The 14,791-nt window shown below is 54.9% G+C and carries 13 protein-coding genes; 8 read left to right on the plus strand and 5 right to left on the minus strand.

Annotation, left to right across the window (positions count from 1 at the left end):
• Positions 1-124: 124 nt before the first annotated feature.
• From dndC to ACEN8I_RS12225, 6 genes are all read left to right on the plus strand, one after another.
• Positions 125-1,306 carry a DNA phosphorothioation system sulfurtransferase DndC gene (gene dndC, locus ACEN8I_RS12200; protein WP_413328725.1) on the plus strand — a complete coding sequence of 394 codons (1,182 nt, stop codon included), beginning with the start codon at positions 125-127 and terminating at the stop codon, positions 1,304-1,306.
• On the plus strand, positions 1,299-1,514 hold the full coding sequence (locus tag ACEN8I_RS12205; protein WP_413328727.1) for a DNA modification system-associated small protein: 216 nt from the start codon (positions 1,299-1,301) through the stop codon (positions 1,512-1,514). The genes dndC and ACEN8I_RS12205 overlap by 8 nt, the downstream gene beginning before the upstream one ends.
• Positions 1,515-1,543: 29 nt before the next feature.
• On the plus strand, positions 1,544-3,616 hold the full coding sequence (dndD, locus tag ACEN8I_RS12210) for a DNA sulfur modification protein DndD (protein WP_413328728.1): 2,073 nt from the start codon (positions 1,544-1,546) through the stop codon (positions 3,614-3,616).
• Positions 3,613-5,151, plus strand: coding sequence for an FtsK/SpoIIIE domain-containing protein (locus ACEN8I_RS12215; RefSeq protein ID WP_413328729.1), 1,539 nt, complete (start codon positions 3,613-3,615; stop codon positions 5,149-5,151). The genes dndD and ACEN8I_RS12215 overlap by 4 nt, the downstream gene beginning before the upstream one ends.
• A 190-nt stretch (positions 5,152-5,341) precedes the next feature.
• Complete coding sequence (locus tag ACEN8I_RS12220) at positions 5,342-5,878, plus strand: hypothetical protein (RefSeq protein WP_413328730.1); 537 nt, start codon at positions 5,342-5,344, stop codon at positions 5,876-5,878.
• Between the two features lie 8 nt (positions 5,879-5,886).
• On the plus strand, positions 5,887-7,104 hold the full coding sequence (locus ACEN8I_RS12225) for a DNA phosphorothioation-associated DGQHR protein 1 (RefSeq protein WP_413328731.1): 1,218 nt from the start codon (positions 5,887-5,889) through the stop codon (positions 7,102-7,104).
• On the opposite strand, the gene ACEN8I_RS12230 is transcribed toward ACEN8I_RS12225, so the two are convergent.
• The 5 genes from ACEN8I_RS12230 to dnaA form a co-directional block, all read right to left on the minus strand.
• Positions 7,101-7,745: a PolC-type DNA polymerase III gene (locus ACEN8I_RS12230; RefSeq protein ID WP_413328732.1), complete on the minus strand. Its 645-nt coding sequence runs from the start codon at positions 7,743-7,745 to the stop codon at positions 7,101-7,103. The two genes, ACEN8I_RS12225 and ACEN8I_RS12230, sit on opposite strands and share 4 nt — an antisense overlap.
• 117 nt (positions 7,746-7,862) lie before the next feature.
• Positions 7,863-8,144 carry a DUF3297 family protein gene (locus ACEN8I_RS12235; RefSeq protein ID WP_413328733.1) on the minus strand — a complete coding sequence of 94 codons (282 nt, stop codon included), beginning with the start codon at positions 8,142-8,144 and terminating at the stop codon, positions 7,863-7,865.
• 28 nt (positions 8,145-8,172) lie between these two features.
• Positions 8,173-10,800, minus strand: a complete 2,628-nt coding sequence (gene gyrB, locus ACEN8I_RS12240) for a DNA topoisomerase (ATP-hydrolyzing) subunit B (protein WP_413328734.1) — start codon at positions 10,798-10,800, stop codon at positions 8,173-8,175.
• Between the two features lie 148 nt (positions 10,801-10,948).
• The gene (gene dnaN / locus ACEN8I_RS12245; RefSeq protein WP_413328735.1) at positions 10,949-12,055 is read right to left on the minus strand and encodes a DNA polymerase III subunit beta; all 1,107 of its coding nucleotides are present in this window, start codon (positions 12,053-12,055) and stop codon (positions 10,949-10,951) included.
• A 309-nt stretch (positions 12,056-12,364) separates the two neighbouring features.
• Entirely contained in the window at positions 12,365-13,759 is a 1,395-nt protein-coding gene (gene dnaA, locus ACEN8I_RS12250; RefSeq protein WP_413328736.1) for a chromosomal replication initiator protein DnaA, read from the minus strand.
• A 424-nt stretch (positions 13,760-14,183) separates the two neighbouring features.
• Here dnaA and rpmH point away from each other — a divergent pair, with 424 nt between their 5' ends.
• Positions 14,184-14,318 carry a 50S ribosomal protein L34 gene (rpmH, locus tag ACEN8I_RS12255; protein WP_007862708.1) on the plus strand — a complete coding sequence of 45 codons (135 nt, stop codon included), beginning with the start codon at positions 14,184-14,186 and terminating at the stop codon, positions 14,316-14,318.
• A gap of 53 nt (positions 14,319-14,371) precedes the next feature.
• Positions 14,372-14,791 (plus strand): ribonuclease P protein component, encoded by a 420-nt coding sequence (locus ACEN8I_RS12260; RefSeq protein WP_413328737.1) that lies wholly within the window; start codon positions 14,372-14,374, stop codon positions 14,789-14,791.

Genomic DNA, 14,791 nt, shown 5'->3' on the forward strand with positions numbered 1-14,791 from the left:
CCCATAAAACCAACTTTGTACCTAAAGCTAGGAGGCGCAGGCAGAATATAAAAATGCCTCTGTATGTCAGAATAGCCGACGCAACCACAAACCCCTGAGCTCACCAGTTCAATTACGGCATTTCATGGCAGACGACAACTTTACCGAGCACTCAGTCCCCTCGTCAGTAACGGGTGCCGAGGTCAAAATGCTCGATGACGATTCCGCGCTTGGTCGCTGGGCCGATGTAGTACGGGCGGTCCGCGCAGACTATTTGGATGAGAACCAGCATTTCCCCTGGATTATTGGATTTTCTGGAGGTAAGGACAGCACCCTAGTAGTGCATGCGACCATTGATGCGTTGATGTCAATTCCCCCATCACGACGGAATCGCCCAGTCCATGTCGTCTCCAACGATACGCTTGTTGAGAGTCCGGTCGTCATTGCTCATTTGGACAAAGTGACCAGTGCAATTCGCCACATGGCCGAAAATCTCGCACTGCCAATTACCGTGGCGCGGACTACCCCAGATACTGATAAGTCCTTTTGGGTTCTGCTTATTGGCAAGGGTTATCCCAGTCCTAATCAAACCATGCGTTGGTGCACGGATCGCCTCAAAATTCAGCCGACCAGTGACTACATCAAACGGCACATCTCTGAATCCGGTGCCGCTATAGTTGTGCTTGGCGTCCGCATGGACGAAAGCAGCTCCAGACAGCGGTCAATTGAAAAACATCAGAATCACCGCGACAGCAAACTCGCGCCTCATAACGAGCTCCCAGGCGCCTTAATTTATCGCCCCATCGTCAATTTAAGTACTGACGACGTATGGGAAATTCTCGGCACATATCCGGCGCCATGGGGCGGGACCCACGGTGATCTCTTTCAGCTTTATCGCGACGCAGAAGGAGGGGAATGCCCCGTTGTCCTAAGTAAAGAGGAGGCGCCAGGCTGTGGCACCCCCAACAGTCGGTTTGGCTGCTGGACATGCACCGTTGTCGAAAAAGACCGAAGCCTTCAAGGTTTCATAGATATAGGCAAACACCAATACAAGCCTTTGGTGGATTTTCGCGATTGGCTCAAATCCATCCGTAATAAATCGGAGCATCGGCAGGCATATCGGCGGAATGGACGACTATCGTTTGACCTACAAGGCAGGCACATACCCGGACCATTCACAATTCAAACTCGAAAACTCATCCTTGAACGTCTTCTGGAAGTGCAAAAAGAGTTTGGAGATCCATTGATCTCCGAAAAAGAATTAGACCTGATATATCAACACTGGACTTCAGAGTTACAACAAGAAAAGGGGCTGGCTGATGGATGAAGATTTTGCTGACCACGCATTCCTAAACGACTTGCCACTTTGGGCCGATGAAGATGCGCGGAAAATTCTAGAGGCCGTATGCCTCAAAAACAAAGTTCCAATTGAAGTTATCACTGAATTGGTGATGGTTCAACGAGAGCGACAACACCAAGAGCGAGCACGAGGCATTAACCTACGGTTTGAGGAAATTCTTGGCGCAATCGAATAACGATAACTTGCAATCGGAGGCGGGTGGGTATGTGGATTTCAAAGCTTGAGCTAACTTGTTTCAAGAGCTACCAACATCAGGTGTTCGATTTTCCTGCCCCCGACGATGGACGCAACATAGTTCTAATCGGAGGGATGAATGGATTCGGAAAAACCTCCATTCTTGAAGCGCTTTATCTCTGCTTATATGGTAAAGACGCAATCATTCACTTGGCTCGTGCTGGTTTAAAAACCGACGATAAAAAAGGGTACCCAACTTTTCTGGAAAGTGCATTTAACGGCGAAGCCAAACGCGACGGCTTGGACACCATGATGGTCCGAGTCACGATCAATAGAACGAAGACCAAAGCCATCGATATCTGTCGCAAGTGGTTTTTTCGTTCGAACGGCAACTGGACTGGCGAGGAAGAGGCCATCGTTCGAGAGGTCATTCGAGATATCCCTTCTAGCCCGCGTGTCGACGGGAAAAATGGCTTTCATTTTTCAGAGTTACTCGACGAAGTTTTCGTCCCTGCTCACGTTGCACCATTTTTCTTCTTTGACGGCGAAGAAGTAAAAAAACTGGCGGATCAATCTCGCGTAGAACAGGTCAAGCAGGGTCTCGAGGGCCTGCTGGGCGTTGTACTTCTTCGATCCCTTGCTGATCGCCTCAAAAGCTTCGAAAGCATGAAGCGTGGGGATGTGGTTTCAGTTGATGAGGACCGTCTCCACCAACTCTCGGAGCAGCTTTCTGCTGGAGAGGAGCAGCTCCAAAAACTTCAGAAAGATGCCGACGAAGCCGAGCAGGAAAAACTTCAGCTAAGGGCAGAGCAACAGTCCCTTGTAGAACGGATTACCTCTTCTGGAGGAGGGGGTGGAGATATTGCGACTGTTAAAGAACTTGTCGAAGAACGAGAACAAAACAGAAACAAACTTCGTGAATCGCATCGCGCATTGGAAGACATCTTGTCCGGCCGCCTGCCATTCCATTTAGTTCCAAAAAAATTAACCGATGAACTCAAGAACCAGCTTAATGCTGAAGTTAACTGGTTTGCTTGGGACGCTGAGAAGAGATCTCTTGAGCCTCGTAAAGTTGAGTTTCAAGCAGCATTCAACTCTCAGAATGAACCTCGGATAGATCCAGCACTTTCAACTGATCAACAAGTTGCGATCAAAAAGCGGCTAGATGCAGCATGGGACACGCTCTTCTACCCACCACCTGCGAATTGTGCAGAAGAGATTGTCCACGACTACCTACACGAAGCTCAACGCGTCAAAGCATTGGAGTTTTTGAGCTCTATCAATCTGGGTCAAAAAGAGATCCAAGATCTACTAAACGAACAGCATGCGCTACAGCAGCGAACCGATGAGCTGGGGCGTAAGATTTCTCGCTTGGATGGGATTGACCGCGACGGCACGTTGGCAAACTTAAAGACTCAGCTGGAAGCAGTACAAGAAAAAATTGAAGAATTGGCTGACCGTGTCCGCATCGATGACCGCTCGATAGTCACACTGGAAGCACAAGTGAGCAACATGCGAGCTGATTACATGCGAGAGAGAGGGAAACTCGACGAATCAAGTCCTACCCGTGCGGTAATCGAAAAATCAGAGCGCGTGCGGAAAATCCTCGACGAAGTAATTCCCGCGTTATTTCCATTAAAAGTCAAAGCTTTAGGCAAAGCGATGACTGATGTCTATAAGCAACTTGCCCACAAACATCAAGTAGACAAAATTGAAATCGGGGATCAAGGCTCGGCCAGAATTCTGAGCACTAATGGCAAAGAGATTACGTTCGACAGATCTGCGGGCGAGAATCAAATCTTCGCGACAGCGCTAATTGCCGGCCTCGCGAAAGTATCCGGAGTAAAAGCACCAATGGTTGTTGATACGCCCTTGGGCCGCCTTGACAGCAAGCATCGTGACAACATCCTAAAATTCTGGACAGCCGATCCAAACCGCCAGGTGATTCTTCTCTCTCAAGATGAGGAGATTGACTTTCACTTTTATAAAGAAATCTCTGACAACGTCTGCAAGACGTATTTGCTAGAGCATGAAGACGTAGGTGACGGAATTGGTCGCACGACAGCCAAGCAAGGAAAGTACTTTGTAAGGGGTCGGCGATGAGCGCTATTTCGCTTCAGCAAATCATGAGTTCTCGCTTCCGAACCAGTTCCGAAGCAGATCGATCAACCGTCCTGCTAATGTCCAACCTGGGACTGTCTACAAAAGCAAACGTTGCTAGGCTGGCGATTAGTCGCTCCATGGCACTGGGAAAATTGTCTGATGGCAGCGTGGATTCAAAAGGCCTAGAAATACCGGCTTCAATTCTATTTACGCAGGAAGACGTCACAGCCTGGGTAGGCCTCATCGTGACTCACGCCACCATGCATGGCGGTGAGGCAATTGATTCAATGGATGCCTTCCGCGCTGCAGTTAGAAAGCATTGGCATAGAGGGGCTCAACTTCTTATGCAAGATTGGGAAGATGCCTCCGGCAATTTTGATAAATTTCTGGAGACCTTGATCATCCGCCGCGCAGATCTTCCTGACGTAGCCCAAACACCATCTATAAAACCAACGCCTGTCAAAGTCGACAAACCTCAAGATGCATCAGCAATTTTGATCAAAGCGCTGGCCGAAATTGGGGTAGCAGCAGAAATCAAGGGCCTCACGCATGGTCCTCGAGTATCTAGGTACAAAGTATTTCTGCCTGACATCAATCAATTTGACAAGCTTCGTAGAGGCCTCGAACGATTAGGGTTGGCTTTAAACCTCCAAACCTCCAGGCCAACACTCTCAACCGGCGATGAAGCGAAAACTATAAGTCTTGATGTGCCACGTCCAGCCTCCACATGGAAGCCGGTTGGCTATGCAGAGTTACGTGATTGGATTGCATCTACCAAAATTACGGCCGGACAACTACCCGTTTATCCGGGGGTGGATGTTTTGGGAAGACCCTATTCGTTCGATCTTGCCGCAGCGCCTCATCTGCTTGTTGGTGGAACGACCGGTAGCGGAAAAAGCGTATGCCTACATGCCCTGATATTGTCGTTAGTTGCCCGCATTCCTCCTGGCGCTCTTCAGTTGGCGTTGATTGATCCAAAGCAAGTCGAGTTCGCTGTATATCGAGGCAGTCCCTATTTGTATCGCGGAGAAATTGCAATCACTGCCTCCTCCGCAAGAGAAATGTTGGTCGAACTAGTAACCGAAATGGAAGCGCGGTATTCAACCTTCATGGCTGCCGGGGTAAGTAATATTGATGAAGCTCGCAAGAAGCGAATGGATATCCCGTACATCGTCGTCGTTATTGAGGAGCTCGCTGATCTCTTGACAATGGCAAAAGACATTGAAGATCACATTGTGAGGCTTGCTCAAAAGGCTCGAGCGGCAGGCATTCATTTAGTAATAGCGACTCAACGACCCGATGCTAAGACGTTCTCAGGGCTAGTTCGAAGCAACATTCCAGCGCGTATTGCTCTAACAGTTCAAAAGAGTACGGAGTCCACGATCATTCTGGACGAGTCAGGTGCAGAAGATCTCTTAGGGGCAGGCGACATGCTTGTTAAAGCCAAGCCCGGCAGCCAACCCGAGCGCGTCCATGGAGTTCGAATCGAGCGATCCGATATCGAGTCCCTGTTGAGAGAAAAGTCGACCCGCTAGCGGGGAATCCATATTTAGCACTGCATCGGCGAAAACCAGGAAGTGGGGTACGCGCAGCTTCATGCTCAACGGTCGTGTTCCCTTTCAGTGGCCGAACTCCAAACTGGTAATTAAGTCACATTGAGCAGAAACCAGCCCCTCGTCCAAAAACAACCATGTAACATGGTTGATACAGTTTTTGGAGAACTCCGTGGACGAAGCAGAAAAGAAGCTACTACTGTTGCGTTGGCCAGCACTTAAGCGAGAGCTCACAGTAAGAACAAAAAAACCGCTCTTTTATCCTGGCTTCGTCATCTTCTTTCTTGTTGCTATCCTGGGTTTGGCTCCTGCTGGATTTTGGATCGAGGTTTTCCTCTATTTCATGAGCTGCTCCGAGGATGCAACCGCAATACGCAACGCCTTCGTTTCTTTCGTTCCGGCCTTCGTCGCAGCGACATGCATGCAATTAATCTGGGCTGAAGAAAAGAAATCAATTCGAGCTTTCGCTGTATTGCTTCTGGCAATTTGCATGCTCGGCTTAGTCTTCTGCCGAAGTACTTATATCAGCGATTTAGCTGCGATTGTTTGGGGCACTCTGTCAACTCTTACAGCATGGTGGATGTGGTGGATTGCCAATGCAAATCAAAAAGAGTTTCAAGAGGAGGAGCCCGACTCGTCCATTAATCCCTTAGGCGGACCGGGTCTTGATCGACCTTTAAGTGGCGATCTCACTGGCTTCACGGTGTAGGGGGAAAAATGATAAGTTTTCCATATCAAGTGCCAGCGATACGGGTTGAGCAGCCAATCGGAATCTTCTACGTAACCGTATTACCTGCTCGCCTATTACTTGACGTCGCATATAGCGACGCACTAAGCGCACACCTACGAGACAGCGGAACAAGCTACGAACTAACGGGAACGCAGCGCTTACCACAGCCGAAGAGAATTCAGCCAATTGCCGATTACATCAACCGAGCTGACTCTTCATTTCCAAATTCGATTATCTTGGCCGCAAACTTCCGGAAGGAAGATGGCCTCATAGAAGATGAGGAATGGGCAGATGATGAAACCCCCACAGGCACTACAACCCATCAACGCTGGTCAATTACCGATACGCAAGACAGCGGCTCTTGTTTACTAACAATTCCCAGCCGAGAGAAGCTGGCAGCAATCATTGATGGGCAGCATCGTCTATTCGCCTTCACACAAGCAGATAGTCAACGTCTCGACATGAATCTGATTTGCTCCATTTTTCTAGACTTACCGAAACCCTTCCAGGCCCAGCTATTTGCAACGATTAACTCTACTCAAAAGCCCGTTGATAAAAGTCTGACCTATGAACTCTTTGGTTATAACTTGGAAGAAGAGCAGGAGGCTTACTGGAGTCCTGACAAATTAGCGGTTTTTCTGACTCGCAAACTTGGGACAGAGGATGGGTCCCCTCTAAAAGGACGCATCGTAATTGCACCCAAAAAAGATGCTGCCCTAGAAAAGCTTAGTGAGACAAGGAGCTGGAAAGTCTCAACTGCAGTCGTCGTCGAAGGGATCATGCGGCTTTTCACAAGCAACCCGAAGAAGGATAGCTCGTATCTACTAGCGGTAGAGCGAAAAAGACGATCGGACATCTCAACTTTTCGAAAAGACAAGTCTCCCCTCAGAGAGCCTTATTTAAATAGCGCGGATGCTGTGATCTACCAGATGACCCTAAATTACCTAAAGGTCTGCGACAAGATTTTTTGGGAGCCCGCCAAAGCCGGTTCCTTCATTACAAAAACGGTTGGCGTACAGGCCCTATTTGACATTCTTCGTCTCCATTCAGCGAAAGCGTATTCGAGCCGGAACATAAGTGAATCACATTTTCAAGACCTACTTTTACCGGCAGGAAATATCGACTTCTCCTCAGCAGTATTCAAAAACGCGTCCGGGTCAGGTCGCACAGCAATAAGACGTGCAATTGAAGAGGCAATCGGTTAAAGCTCTTTAGCTGAAACCTGGCCCGAACTGCTATACCTAGCCATCAACGCCCCCACCCCCGGCCTGGCACAACGCTGCAGCGCCAGCAGCAAACCATGGTCAGGCCTGGCCACCCGATGCCGGCTACGCAAATCATCCTGGATCTGGCCCAACAAGGAGGCTGCCATTTCGGCATCGGCCATAGCCCTGTGGGCGCGGCCAGCTTTGGGCAGGTGGTGGTAGTCGATCAGCACGCCCAGCTTGTGGCTGGGCGCCTGGGGGTACAGCCTCCTGGCGACCAGCATGGTGCAGGCAAAGGGCTGGCTTGCTGCTCTTTCGCCGGCCAGGCTGAGTTCGGCTTCCCAGAAGCGGCGGTCAAACGACGCGTTGTGTGCCACCATGGGGGCGCTGCCGACAAAGCGGCTGGCTTCCCTCATCACGGTATCGGCCGCGGGCGCGGCGGCGACCATGGCGTTGCTGATGCCTGTCAGGCTTTCGATAAAAGACGGGATGTAGCGGCCCGCGTTCATGAGGCTCTGGAAGCGGTCGACGATTTTGCCGCTGCCTTCTTCGACGAGCACGATGGCGATTTCGGTTGCGCGGTCGCCCATGGCCGGTGACAGGCCTGTGGTCTCGAAGTCGATGACGGCGATGCAGCTCATGGTTTGTTGTTCACGCAAAGAAAAACACCATGAAGATCACCTGCGGGAGGTTTAACTTCATGGTGTTGATCGTGGCCGGGTTTGTCATGCTTGCACCGGCCCGGGCCAGGCAGCGACCTATTTGTAAAACGACTCGACCTTGCCCTTGAGCTTGATCATCAGCGGGTTGCCCTTGCGGTCCACCTTGTTGCCGACGGGGACCTTGATCCAGCCTTCGCTGATGCAGTATTCGGCGACGTCAAAACGTTCCTTGTCGTTAAAGCGTATGCCCACGTCGTGCTCAAAGATGGCCCTGACGAAATGCGGGCTGCGTTCGTCGGTGGAGAGGTGGTCGGGCAGCGCCGGGCGTTCTGTTGTCGCTGTTGCTGCTGCCGTGGTAGTCGTGGTTTCTTCGGTCATGGAATCAGGAAAGGGGGTTGGTCGTGTATCAAACGTCGATGTTCGCGGCGCGCAGGGCATTCTGCTCAATGAACTCGCGGCGCGGCTCGACTTCGTCGCCCATCAGCATGGTGAACACGCGATCGGCTTCGATGGCGTCGTCGATCTGCACGCGCAGCAGGCGGCGCACGGTCGGGTCCATCGTCGTTTCCCACAACTGGGCGGGGTTCATCTCGCCCAGGCCTTTGTAGCGCTGGCGGGCGGTGGCGTTTTCGGCCTGGCCGATCAACCAGGCCATGGCCTGGCGGAAGTCGCTGATTCTTTCTTCCTTCTGGCGCTCGCCTTCGCCGCGCATGACTTTCGCGCCTTCACTGCTGATCAGGCCCCTGAAGGTGGCGGCCGCTTCGGCCAGGGTGGCGTAGTCGGCGCCGTGCACAAAGTCTTGTGTGATGACGCTGCTCTTGACGTTGCCGTGGTGGCGGCGGCTGATGCGCAGAATCGGTTTGTCGTTGCGGGTGTCGAATTCGCCGGCCACTTCGGCGGGTGTGCCGGTGGTGTTGAGCTCGCGCAGCTTGGCCTGCAGGGCCACGGCTGAGACTTCCGCGTCGGCCACGGTGTCGAGGTTCAGGCTCACGCCGTCGGCGATGGCGCGCAGGGCCTCGGCATCCATAAAGCCGCGCAGGCGGGCAATCACGGATTCGGCCAGCTGGTGCTTGCGCGCGAGCTCGGCCAGGGTGTCGCCGGTAAGGACGTTTTTCTCATCGGGGCCGACCTGCACGCTGGCATCTTTCAGCGCAATGCGCAGCAGGAAGCCGTCCAGGGCCGCGGTGTCCTTGAGGTACTGCTCTTCCTTGCCGGCCTTGACTTTGTAGAGCGGCGGCTGGGCGATGTAGATGTGGCCGCGCTCGACGAGCTCGGGCATCTGGCGGTAGAAGAAGGTCAGCAGCAGGGTGCGAATGTGGGCGCCGTCAACGTCGGCGTCGGTCATGATGATGATGCGGTGATAGCGCAGCTTGGCGACGTTGAAGTCGTCGGTGCCGGCCGTGCCGCCGACGCCGCCGGCCTTGCCGATGCCGGTGCCCAGGGCGGTGATCAGCGTCAGGATTTCATTGCTGGTCAGCAGCTTTTCATAGCGGGCTTTTTCGACGTTGAGGATCTTGCCGCGCAGCGGCAGGATGGCCTGGAACTTACGGTCGCGGCCCTGCTTGGCGGAGCCGCCGGCGGAGTCACCCTCGACCAAGTAGATCTCGCACATGGCGGGATCTTTTTCCTGGCAGTCGGCGAGTTTGCCGGGCAGGCCCATGCCGTCGAGCACACCTTTGCGGCGCGTCATGTCGCGGGCCTTGCGCGCGGCTTCACGGGCGCGGGCGGCTTCAATGATCTTGCCGACAATGATCTTCGCGTCGTTGGGGCGTTCCTGCAGGTAATCGTGCAGCAAACGACTCACGATATCTTCGACCGGGCCGCGCACTTCGCTGGAAACCAGCTTGTCCTTGGTCTGGCTGCTGAACTTGGGCTCGGGCACCTTGACGCTGAGCACGCAGCACAGGCCTTCGCGCATGTCGTCGCCGGTGACTTCAACCTTGGCTTTTTTGGCGAGCTCGCTGTCGTCAATGTATTTGTTGATGACGCGGGTCATGGCGGCGCGCAGGCCGGTCAGGTGGGTGCCGCCGTCACGCTGGGGAATGTTGTTGGTGAAGCAGAGCACCTGTTCGCTGTAGCCGCTGTTCCACTGCATGGCGACTTCGACGCCGATGTTGGTGCCCTGGTCGCTCTGGCGGTCGCCCATGGCGGCAAACACATTGGGGTGCAGGACGGTCTTGCCCTTGTTGATGAACTCGACAAAACCCTTGACGCCGCCGGCGCCGGCGAAGTCGTCTTCCTTGCCGGTGCGCTCGTCCTTGAGGCGAATGCGCACGCCGTTGTTGAGGAAGCTCAGTTCGCGCAGGCGCTTGCTGAGGATTTCGTAGTGGAAGTCGTTGTTCTCTTTGAAGATCTCGGTGTCGGGCAGGAAGTGGACTTCGGTACCGCGCTTGTCGGTGTCGTCCATGACCTTCATGGGCGAGACATCAACGCCGTCAATGGTCTCGACGATGCGGTTCTGCACAAAGCCGCGCGAGAACTCCATGACGTGGACCTTGCCGTCGCGGCGAATCGTCAGGCGCAGCATCTTGCTGAGTGCGTTGACGCAGCTCACGCCCACGCCGTGCAGGCCGCCTGAGACCTTGTAGCTGTTCTGGTTGAACTTGCCGCCGGCGTGCAGCTCGGTCAGGGCGATTTCAGCGGCCGAGCGTTTGGGCTCGTGCTTGTCGTCCATCTTGATGCCGGTGGGGATACCGCGGCCGTTGTCGGTGACGCTGACGGAGTTGTCGGTGTGGATGGTGACGACGATGTCGTCGCAGTGGCCGGCCAGGGCTTCGTCGATGGAGTTGTCGACCACCTCGAAGACCAGGTGGTGCAGGCCGGTGCCGTCGGAGGTGTCGCCGATGTACATGCCGGGGCGCTTGCGCACGGCTTCCAGGCCTTCCAGGATCTGGATGGAGCCTTCACCATAGGCTTCGGACGCGCCGGCCTGGTTGGTGTCGATTTTGGGCTGGAAATTGGAGCTTTCCTCGGTGGCCGCGCCTTCGGACACATGCACCTGTTCTGCTTCGTTCACTTTGTTTTCTTCAGTCATATCCGGCTTCTTTTCCGATCTTTTCACGAGCTATTTCGTGAGCTGTTTCGCGATCTCTTTTCGAATTGCTTCGATTTCTTCAATCTCTTGAATGACCAAACCCGCGTAGGGTCGCGGGTCTGATGGGTGTTGGCGTATGTCCGGCGCGCTAGATGCGCATGGGCATCACCACGTATTTGAAGGCCGAATCGTCGGGGATGGTCAGCAGCGCGGAGCTGTTGGAATCAGCCAGTTCGATCTTGACCATGTCCTGGTCCATATTGGCCAGCGCGTCTATCAGGTAGGTCACGTTGAAGCCGATTTCGATGGCATCGCCGCCGTAGTCGATGTCGAGCTCGTCGACGGCTTCTTCCTGCTCGGCATTGTTGGAGGCCACGCGCAGGGTGCCGGGCTCGATGTTCAGGCGCACGCCCTTGAACTTCTCGCTGGTCAAAATCGCGGTGCGCTGCAGGCTGGCCAGCAGGGGCACGCGGCCCAGGGTGATGATGTTTTTGTGGTTCTTGGGGATCACGCGGTTGTAGTCGGGGAACTTGCCCTCGACCAGCTTGGTGACGAACTCCATGCCTTCAAAGCTGAACTTGGCCTGGTTGCCGGCGAACTGCATCTCGATGGCGCCTTCCTTGTCGCTGAGCAGGCGCTGCATTTCAAGCACGGTCTTGCGCGGCAGGATGACTTCCTGCTTGGGCACTTCAACATCGAGCATGGCCGAGGAGAAGGCCAGGCGGTGGCCGTCGGTGGCGACCAGGCTCAGCTGCTTGCCTTCGGCGACGAAGAGGATGCCGTTGAGGTAGTAGCGGATGTCGTGCACGGCCATGGCGAAGGAGACCTGGTTGAGCAGCTCCTTGAGGACCTTTTGCGGCACCGAGAAGCCGGGGCCGAAGTTGGCGGCTTCCTGGACCAGGGGGAAGTCTTCGGCGGGCAGGGTTTGCAGCGTGAAGCGGCTTTTGCCGCCCTTGAGGATCAGCTTGTTCTGCGAGGACTCGAGCGAGACGGTCTGGTCGCTGGGCATGGAACGCAGGATGTCGATGAGCTTGCGGGCACCCACGGTGGTGGTGAAGTTGCCGGTGTCGCCGTCGAGCTCGGCCGTGGTACGGATCTGGATTTCAAGATCGCTGGTGGTCAGCTGCACCTGTGCGCCGGTTTTGCGGATCAGCACGTTGGCCAGAATCGGCAAGGTGTGCCTGCGCTCCACGATGCCGGCGACCGATTGCAGTACCGACAAAACTTTATCCTGGGTTGCTTTCAGAACGATCATGACTTCCTCTGTATATATCTTTAATTCTTTAATTCAAATTAGTAGTAGTAGATAAGGGGGACGCCCATCTGTGGATAGTGCCATTTTCCCCTTTTTGATCAACCACTTGGCGTTTGTTTAACCATGTGCCCAGATGCCTTGGAAGTTCACTGCCGGATATGAACAACTTTCGATTGTCATCTGCTTCTGTGGATAAACCATGGGTTGTTCAAAAGTTGTCCCCAAACTTGTTGTGAAGGCCTTTGAGCCGGGGATTGGGTCTGAAAAACTGAGCGCTAAAGGATTCATTTCCCATATAGAGATGTGCTTTCAGCCTTTCAGGGTCTGTTCCAGCACATGCAGCTGCTGGTTGAGCTCGGTCATCTGCTGGCGCTCCGCGGACATCTTGCGCACGGCGTGCAGCACCGTGGTGTGGTCGCGCCCGCCGAAGAGCTCGCCGATCTCGGGCAGGCTCTTCTGGGTCAGCTCCTTGGCCAGGTACATGGCAATCTGCCGCGGCCGGGCGATGCTGGCGGGCCGCTTCTTGGAATACATGTCGGCGACCTTGATCTTGTAATAGTCGGCGACGGTCTTCTGGATGTTCTCCACGCTGATCTGCCGGTTCTGGATGGACAGCAGGTCGCGCAAGGCCTCCCGGGCCAGCTGGATGGAGATTTCCTTGAGGTTGAAGCGCGAGTAGGCCAGGATCTTGCGCAGCGCGCCTTCGAGCTCTCGCACGTTGGAGCGCACGTTCTTGGCGACGAAGAAGGCGACTTCCTCGGGCATGGAGGCGCCTTCGGCCTCGGCTTTGCGGATCAGGATGGCCACGCGCATTTCGAGCTCGGGCGGTTCGATGGCGACCGTGAGGCCGGAATCAAAGCGCGAGACCAGGCGTTCGTGGATATCCGTCAAACCCTTGGGATAAGTGTCGCTGGTCATCACGATGTGCGACTTTTTGGTCAGCAAGGCCTCGAAAGCGTTGAAAAACTCTTCCTGGGTGCGGTCCTTGTTGGCGAAGAACTGGACGTCGTCGATCAGCAGCAAATCCAGGGAGTGGTAACGCTCCTTGAATTCATCAAAAGTCTTGCGCTGGTAAGCTTTAACCACATCTGAAACAAATTGTTCAGCATGGATGTAGAGAACTTTGGCGGCGGGGTTGTCCACCAGCAGTTTGTTGCCGATGGCGTGCATCAAATGGGTCTTGCCCAGACCGACGCCGCCGTAGATAAAAAGCGGGTTGTAAAGCTGGCCCAGGCTGCTGGACACATGCAGTGCGGCGGCCCGGCCCATGCGGTTGGCCGTGCCTTCAATCAGGGTGTCGAAGGTCAGCGCGCTGTTGAGCCGGTTTTTGAAAGGCGCGCCGGCGGCTTCTTCGGGAACGCCCAGGCCGGCGGGCTCCGGGATATTCGAGCCCTCAAAGCTGCGGATCAAAGAATTCGATTTGACGGGCGCTTCGCGGGGAGCAAGCGCTAACTCAAGGGCTATGGACTGGCCGGAAATCTTCTCGAGCAGGGCCGAAATACGGCCGGCATACTGTGCGCGCACCCAGTCCAGTTTGAAGCGGTTGCCCACCAGAACGGTGACTTTGGAGAGGTCGGCCGCGACGTCGACCACCAGCGGACGGATCCAGGTGTTGAACTGCTGCTCGGGCAATTCCTGCGCCAAATGGTCGACGCAGCTCTGCCACAAGCCCTGGCTCAGGTTTTGGACGGATGCCTCACTCATGCTGGTTTTTGCCGGGTTGCCGGCCTGGCAGAAGGGGCCGGGCGGCGTGTCGCTGCTTGTGGATATTGTTAATTTTGAGCACCGGCAATTGTAGTCCGGGCGGGGAGTTATCCACAAAATAAATGCTCAGTGTTTCAACCTATTTTCGGGCCGCCCGGATGGGTTTTCGCGGCCCCGCGGCGCCCTGCGGTGGAGCCTGGGAAGTGGTCGGGTAAGTGACCGGGTGCTTCTCAGCCTTTACCGCCAATGAGCGGGCTAACTTGTTGCCAGCGTTGGGAAATCTGCGATAATCATGGGTTTCCCTGATTCGCAGCGGGTTTTCGCCTGTTTGCAGACTTGCAGAGTTGGTTGTGTTGTACGGCCACCAAGATCATTCGAATCGCCCAGGGGAAGCTTTGTAGCTGACCGGCTAACAGGACTCATCATGAAACGCACATACCAACCTTCCAAAGTCAAACGCGCCCGCACGCACGGCTTTCTGACGCGCATGAAAACGCGCGGCGGCCGCGCAGTGATCGCCGCGCGCCGCGCCAAGGGCCGCAAACGCCTGGCTGTCTAAGCCTGTCGTTTTTGCTGGCCATCCGCAGTTTTCCGAACTGAGGCCTGGCGCTCGTGCAGCGGCTTCAAACCCGTTCCCAGTTCCAGGCAGTCCTTGCCGGCGCCATCGTTGCAAAAACAACGCACTTCGCATTGCACCGCAATGCGCTGGACGCCAGGCCGGTGCAAACCGAGTCAGGCGGCCCTGTTGATGCCCTTGCGGCGAGGTCGCTGTTCCCCATCCAGGACACCTGGCTTGGGGCCATGGTTCCCAAACGCTGGGCCAAACGGGCTGTCACGCGCAACGCCATCAAACGCCAGATCTACACCGTGAGCGCTGATTTTTCACATCAGTACCCCCAGGCCGCTTATGTGGTCCGCTTGCGGCGTGATTTTTCGCGCACCGAATTCGTCAGTGCGAGCTCCGAGACGCTCAAGCAGGCGGTGCGCGCCGAAGTCCAGGCCCTGATGCAGGCCGGAGCCAAAGCGCCATGA

The organism is Polaromonas sp. CT11-55 (assembly GCF_047303325.1).
Lineage (GTDB): Bacteria > Pseudomonadota > Gammaproteobacteria > Burkholderiales > Burkholderiaceae_C > Polaromonas.

Bases quoted from the DNA above. Each gene is read 5' to 3' on its own strand.
- dndC (WP_413328725.1), top strand. From the start codon at position 125: ATGGCAGACGACAACTTTACCGAGCACTCAGTCCCCTCGTCAGTAACG.
- ACEN8I_RS12205 (WP_413328727.1), top strand. From the start codon at position 1,299: ATGGATGAAGATTTTGCTGACCACGCATTCCTAAACGACTTGCCACTT.
- dndD (WP_413328728.1), top strand. From the start codon at position 1,544: ATGTGGATTTCAAAGCTTGAGCTAACTTGTTTCAAGAGCTACCAACAT.
- ACEN8I_RS12215 (WP_413328729.1), top strand. From the start codon at position 3,613: ATGAGCGCTATTTCGCTTCAGCAAATCATGAGTTCTCGCTTCCGAACC.
- ACEN8I_RS12225 (WP_413328731.1), top strand. From the start codon at position 5,887: ATGATAAGTTTTCCATATCAAGTGCCAGCGATACGGGTTGAGCAGCCA.
- ACEN8I_RS12230 (WP_413328732.1), bottom strand. From the start codon at position 7,745: ATGAGCTGCATCGCCGTCATCGACTTCGAGACCACAGGCCTGTCACCG.
- ACEN8I_RS12235 (WP_413328733.1), bottom strand. From the start codon at position 8,144: ATGACCGAAGAAACCACGACTACCACGGCAGCAGCAACAGCGACAACA.
- gyrB (WP_413328734.1), bottom strand. From the start codon at position 10,800: ATGACTGAAGAAAACAAAGTGAACGAAGCAGAACAGGTGCATGTGTCC.
- dnaN (WP_413328735.1), bottom strand. From the start codon at position 12,055: ATGATCGTTCTGAAAGCAACCCAGGATAAAGTTTTGTCGGTACTGCAA.
- dnaA (WP_413328736.1), bottom strand. From the start codon at position 13,759: ATGAGTGAGGCATCCGTCCAAAACCTGAGCCAGGGCTTGTGGCAGAGC.
- rpmH (WP_007862708.1), top strand. From the start codon at position 14,184: ATGAAACGCACATACCAACCTTCCAAAGTCAAACGCGCCCGCACGCAC.